Source organism: Streptomyces laculatispora, assembly GCF_017353455.1.
In the GTDB taxonomy this organism is placed as follows: Bacteria; Actinomycetota; Actinomycetes; order Streptomycetales; family Streptomycetaceae; genus Streptomyces; species Streptomyces laculatispora.
On record NZ_JAFMPZ010000365.1, the window covers coordinates 1 to 4,520 of the forward strand.

Genomic DNA, 4,520 nt, shown 5'->3' on the forward strand with positions numbered 1-4,520 from the left:
GGGCGGGCCGGGGAGGACCGAGATGCGCTCCGCGGCGATGTTGGCGAGGACCGTGTCCACGTTGAACACCGGCTGCGGGATCATCGTCGCGCCTCGCATCAGGCACGCGATGACGCCCGCCTTGTAGCCGAAGGTGTGGAAGAACGGGTTCACGATCAGATAGCGGTCGCCCTCGCGCAGACCGGCCAGGTCGCTCCAGATCTCGTAGCAGCGCAGGGTCTGGGCGTGGCTGATGACCGCACCCTTGGGGCGTCCCGTGGTGCCCGAGGTGTAGATGATGTCGGAGGGGGCGGACGATGAGATCGCGTCCGCCCGTTCGCGTACCCGCTCGGAGGAGATCCGCTCCCCGCCGGCCAGGAAGTCCTTCCAGGTGACGTAGTCGGCGGGGGCGGTGTCGGCGAGGACCACCACGGTTTCCAGGTGCGGGAGTTCGATGTCGGCGCGGCGCAGGGAGGCCACGTACGACGTACCGAGGAAGGTGCCCGTGACGAAGAGCAGCTTCGCCCGGCTCCGCTCCAGGACGTACGCCGCCTCCGTGCCCTTGAAGCGGGTGTTGAGCGGGACCAGGACCGCGCCGGCCGTCACCGCGCCCAGCGCGGAGACGATCCAGTCCAGCGTGTTCGGCGCCCAGACCGCCACCCGGTCCCCCGGTTCCACCCCGGAGGCCATGCACGCGGCGGCGGCCCGCTCCACGCGCTCTCCGAGTTCCGTGTAGGTGATCCTGGTGCGGCCCTCGACCACCGCCTCGCGGTCGCCGTACCGCCGTGCCGCCTCCCGTACCAGGTTCGGGACGGTGGACCATTCCTCGTCGCCGCGCATCTCGTGCCCTCCCGCCGAACGGAACCGCAGTAGCTGACTATCCGTCAGATTAGCTGTAGCCTCCTCCGCTGTCAGCAGTCATGACGGCTTCGGAGGTGGCGGGTGGCGACGCTCAAGGACAAGACAGCGATAGCCGGGATAGGTCAGACGCGGTTCGCGAAACACCTGCCCGAGTCGGAGAAGACCCTGGCCTGCCGGGCCATCGTCGCGGCGCTCGACGACGCGGGCATCGCCGCGTCGGAGGTGGACGCGTTCGCCTCGTACACGATGGAGGAGACCGACGAGGTCGAGGTCGCCAAGTCCGTCGGGGCCGGCGATGTCACCTTCTTCAGCAAGGTGGGCTACGGGGGCGGCGGCTCCTGCGCGACGCTCGCGCACCTCGCCGCCGCCGTCGCGACCGGGCAGGCGAGTGTGGGGGTCGCCTGGCGGTCGCGGAAGCGGGGGTCGGGGCCCCGGCCCTGGAAGAACACCGCCGTGCAACTGCCCACCCCCGCGCAGTGGACCCGGCCCTACGGGCTGCTGCGGCCCGCCGACGAGATCGGAATGCTGGCCCGGCGGTACATGCACGAGTACGGCGCGACCCGCGACCACCTCTTCAACGTGGCGCTGGCCTGCCGCAACCGGGCCAACCAGAACCCCGACGCGGTGATGTACGAGCGGCCGCTGACCCGCGACATGTATATGACCTCGCGCTGGATCAGCGATCCGCTCTGCCTCTTCGACAACTGCCTGGAGACGGACGGTGCGCTGGCCTGTGTCATCGTCTCCGCCGAACGGGCCCGCGACTGCCGGCAGAAGCCCGTCTACCTCCACTCCGTCGCCCAGGGGCTGCCCGCCCAGCACCACGGGATGGTCAACTACTGGAACGACGACCCGCTCACCGGACCGGCCTGGGCCGCCGCCCGGCAGCTGTGGAAGCAGGCCGATTTCGGACCGGACGACGTCGATGTCGCCCAGATCTACGACGCGTTCACCCCGCTCATCCCGCTCTCCCTGGAGGGGTACGGATTCTGCGGCCGCGGCGAGGGCGCCGCGTTCACCGAGGGCGGGGCCCTGGAGAGCGGGGGCAGGCTGCCCGTCAATACGGGTGGCGGCGGGCTCAGCGAGGGGTACGTGCACGGCTTCAACCTCATCAACGAGGGCGTGAAGCAGTTGCGCGGCATCTCCACCGCCCAGGTCCCGGACGCCTCGACCTGCCTGGTCACCGCCGGTGAGGGCGTGCCCACATCCGCCGTACTGCTGAGGAGCTGACCGAGATGGATGCCATGCTGCTGCCCGCCGTGGACGAGGACGGCGCGCCCTTCTGGGAGTACGCGGCCCGCGGTGAACTGCGCGTCCAGGCGTGCGCCGCCCCGGAGTGCGGCCGGCTCCGCTTCCCGCCCCGGCCGTGCTGCCCGCACTGCCAGTCGTTCGAGAGCGAGTGGCGGGCGATGAGCGGACGCGGCCGCATCTGGTCGTACGTGCTGCCGCATCCGCCGCTGCTGCCCGCCTACGCGGCGCAGGCCCCGTACAACGCGGTGGTGGTCGAACTGGCCGACGCCCCGGAGATCCGGCTGGTCGGCAATGTGGTGACCGGGCCGGACGCACCGCTGAACTCGGTGGACCCGGCCCGGCTGCGGATCGGGGCGGCGGTGAAGGCGGTCTTCTGCCCCGTCTCCCCCGAAGTGACCCTGGTCCGCTGGCTGCTGGAGCGGTGACCTGCGATGGCGCTGCGCACGGAGACGGACAAGGCGACCGGGGTCGCGCTGCTCACCCTGGACCGGCCTGCGAGGCTCAACGCGATCGACCTCGCGACGGCCGCCGAACTGGCCGCTGCCTGGCGGGCGTTCCGCTATGACGAGGAGGTGCGGGCCGTCGTCGTGACCGGCGCCGGCGGGCGGGCGTTCTGTACCGGGATCGACCGCGGCGTGGACGTCCCGCAGCCCTCGTCCCCGTACACGATCGACGATCCGCTGATCGCGATCGGGCCGAAGGCGAACGACCTGTGGAAGCCGGTGATCGCGGCCGTGGAGGGGATGGCCTGCGGTGGGGCCTTCTACCTGCTGGGCGAGTCGGAGTTCGTCATCGCGTCCGAGGAGGCGACGTTCTTCGACCCGCACACCACGTACGGCATGGTCAGCGCCTACGAGGCGATCTCGATGGCGCAGCGGATGCCGTTCGGCGAGGTCGCCCGGATGTCCCTGATGGGGACGGCCGAACGGGTCACGGCCCGTCGCGCGTACGAGACCGGGCTGGTCAGCGAGGTCACCGAGCCCGGCGGCGCGGTCCCGGCGGCGCTGCGGGCGGCGGCGGTCATCGCTTCGTACCCGACCGCGGCGGTGCAGGGGACGGTACGGGCCGTCTGGTCCGCGAAGGAGGCGGCGAGAACGCAGGCACTGGCCCATGCCCCGCACCTGATCGCGCTCGGCAACCTGGCGCCGGAGCGGCAGGCGGAGCTGTTCGGGGAGCGGGGCAGGGGGGCCGGTGGTGAGTACCGCCTGCGGTGAGCCCGGTGTTTCGGTGGCGGTGGCGGCTGTGCCGTTTGTCAGTAGCTGAGCTCGGCGGTGACCGAGCACCTCTTCACCCCGGAGACCTTGCCCGGGCTGTCCATCCGGACGGAGACGGTCTTCGTCTCGCCGCCGTCGGCGTCCACGCTCGCCTCACCCGTGTCGACGGTGTTGCCGAGCGAGTCGAGGAACGTCACGTCCACCTCGTAGCTGTGGCTGCCGGCCGCGCTCGCGGTGAGCCGCACGGTGGAGGTGGTGACGGCCTTGCGCTTGCCCTTGCGGGGCGTCGCACAGCGGAAGACGTACGCCCGGGGCGCGTCCGTCGCGGTGGCGCTGGGGGTCGCCGTGCCGTACGTGGAGCCGCTGGAGGAGCTGCCCGACGTGCCGTAGTCGTCATCGTCGTAGTCGGTGTCGTGGTAGGTGCCGTTGCTCTTCTTGGAGTTGGAGCACCCGCCGCCACTGCTGCTGGACTTCCCGCTCTTGCTGCCGTGGCCGTGGCCGGAGCTGGAGAAGCCGGTGAGCGTGAGGACCACCGCGGCCAGGACCACGGTCAGTTTCATGTGCTGCCGCATCATCGATGCCGCCCCCCTTGTGTTGTGGTTCAGCTGTACGGTCTTCGGCGCTGCTGCCGGACAGCCGCGCGACACCGTAGCGCACAGCATGGCCGGTTTCGATCGGCGCATCGGTCATGGCCCTGTCACGATCTCGTCATCGTCTGCCCGCCGTCCGCGCGTCGCCGTCTGGTGGCGGGGGTCATGCGCCCGGCGTAGCGTCGAGGCGAGAGCGGCGCTGATCCGCGCCACCGGCCGGTGGCGCCCCGCACGCCCGCTGGAGGCCGGAGATGATCCGTAACGTCCTCGGCTCGATCGTCGCTCTCGCAGGAGCGGCGGCCGCCGTGCTGAGCCCCTTCCGTGACTGGTACGACGGCCGCCTCGGGCGGCATTACCGGATCGGCGACCTCTTCACCGGGGTCACCGCGGCACACCCCGGCCTGTTCGGTTCGATCCTGCTGCCCTTTCTCTTCGCCGCGGTCGTGACGGTCGTCGGCGTGGTGCTGCGGTCCCGGCTGCTGGTCGCGCTCGCGGGCGTGGTGGTCCTCGGGTTCACGGTGCTCTGGATGGTCCGCCAGGGCCAGGCGGCCGGAGAGCTGACGGTCACGGGCGGCGGTTCCGGGCTCCAGCAAGGGGTGGCGAGCGCGGCGGGCGGCGGGGTGCT

5 protein-coding genes and 1 pseudogene are annotated in these 4,520 nt (G+C 71.3%); 4 read left to right on the plus strand and 2 right to left on the minus strand.

Annotation, left to right across the window (positions count from 1 at the left end; translation table 11 throughout):
• Positions 1 to 819: AMP-binding protein (locus J1C73_RS19170; RefSeq protein WP_207317484.1), on the minus strand; the 819-nt coding region annotated here is incomplete at its 3' end.
• Between the two features lie 102 nt (positions 820 to 921).
• Here J1C73_RS19170 and J1C73_RS19175 point away from each other — a divergent pair.
• From J1C73_RS19175 to J1C73_RS19185, 3 genes are read left to right on the plus strand one after another with little or no spacing between them, the layout of a single operon-like run.
• On the plus strand, positions 922 to 2,070 hold the full coding sequence (locus tag J1C73_RS19175) for a lipid-transfer protein (RefSeq protein WP_207317485.1): 1,149 nt from the start codon (positions 922 to 924) through the stop codon (positions 2,068 to 2,070).
• Positions 2,071 to 2,075: 5 nt separating this feature from the next.
• Entirely contained in the window at positions 2,076 to 2,516 is a 441-nt protein-coding gene (locus J1C73_RS19180; RefSeq protein WP_207317486.1) for a Zn-ribbon domain-containing OB-fold protein, read from the plus strand.
• A 6-nt stretch (positions 2,517 to 2,522) separates the two neighbouring features.
• Positions 2,523 to 3,305: an enoyl-CoA hydratase/isomerase family protein gene (locus J1C73_RS19185; protein ID WP_207317487.1), complete on the plus strand. Its 783-nt coding sequence runs from the start codon at positions 2,523 to 2,525 to the stop codon at positions 3,303 to 3,305.
• 38 nt (positions 3,306 to 3,343) lie between these two features.
• Here J1C73_RS19185 and J1C73_RS19190 read toward each other — a convergent pair whose 3' ends face one another.
• Positions 3,344 to 3,880 carry a hypothetical protein gene (locus J1C73_RS19190; protein ID WP_207317488.1) on the minus strand — a complete coding sequence of 179 codons (537 nt, stop codon included), beginning with the start codon at positions 3,878 to 3,880 and terminating at the stop codon, positions 3,344 to 3,346.
• Positions 3,881 to 4,146: 266 nt separating this feature from the next.
• Here J1C73_RS19190 and J1C73_RS19195 point away from each other — a divergent pair.
• A pseudogene (locus J1C73_RS19195) lies at positions 4,147 to 4,520 on the plus strand (hypothetical protein); the annotation flags it as partial.

Excerpts from the sequence above, each read along its gene's own strand:
- J1C73_RS19180 (WP_207317486.1), top strand. The coding sequence starts at position 2,076 with ATGGATGCCATGCTGCTGCCCGCCGTGGACGAGGACGGCGCGCCCTTC.
- J1C73_RS19190 (WP_207317488.1), bottom strand. The coding sequence starts at position 3,880 with ATGATGCGGCAGCACATGAAACTGACCGTGGTCCTGGCCGCGGTGGTC.
- J1C73_RS19185 (WP_207317487.1), top strand. The coding sequence starts at position 2,523 with ATGGCGCTGCGCACGGAGACGGACAAGGCGACCGGGGTCGCGCTGCTC.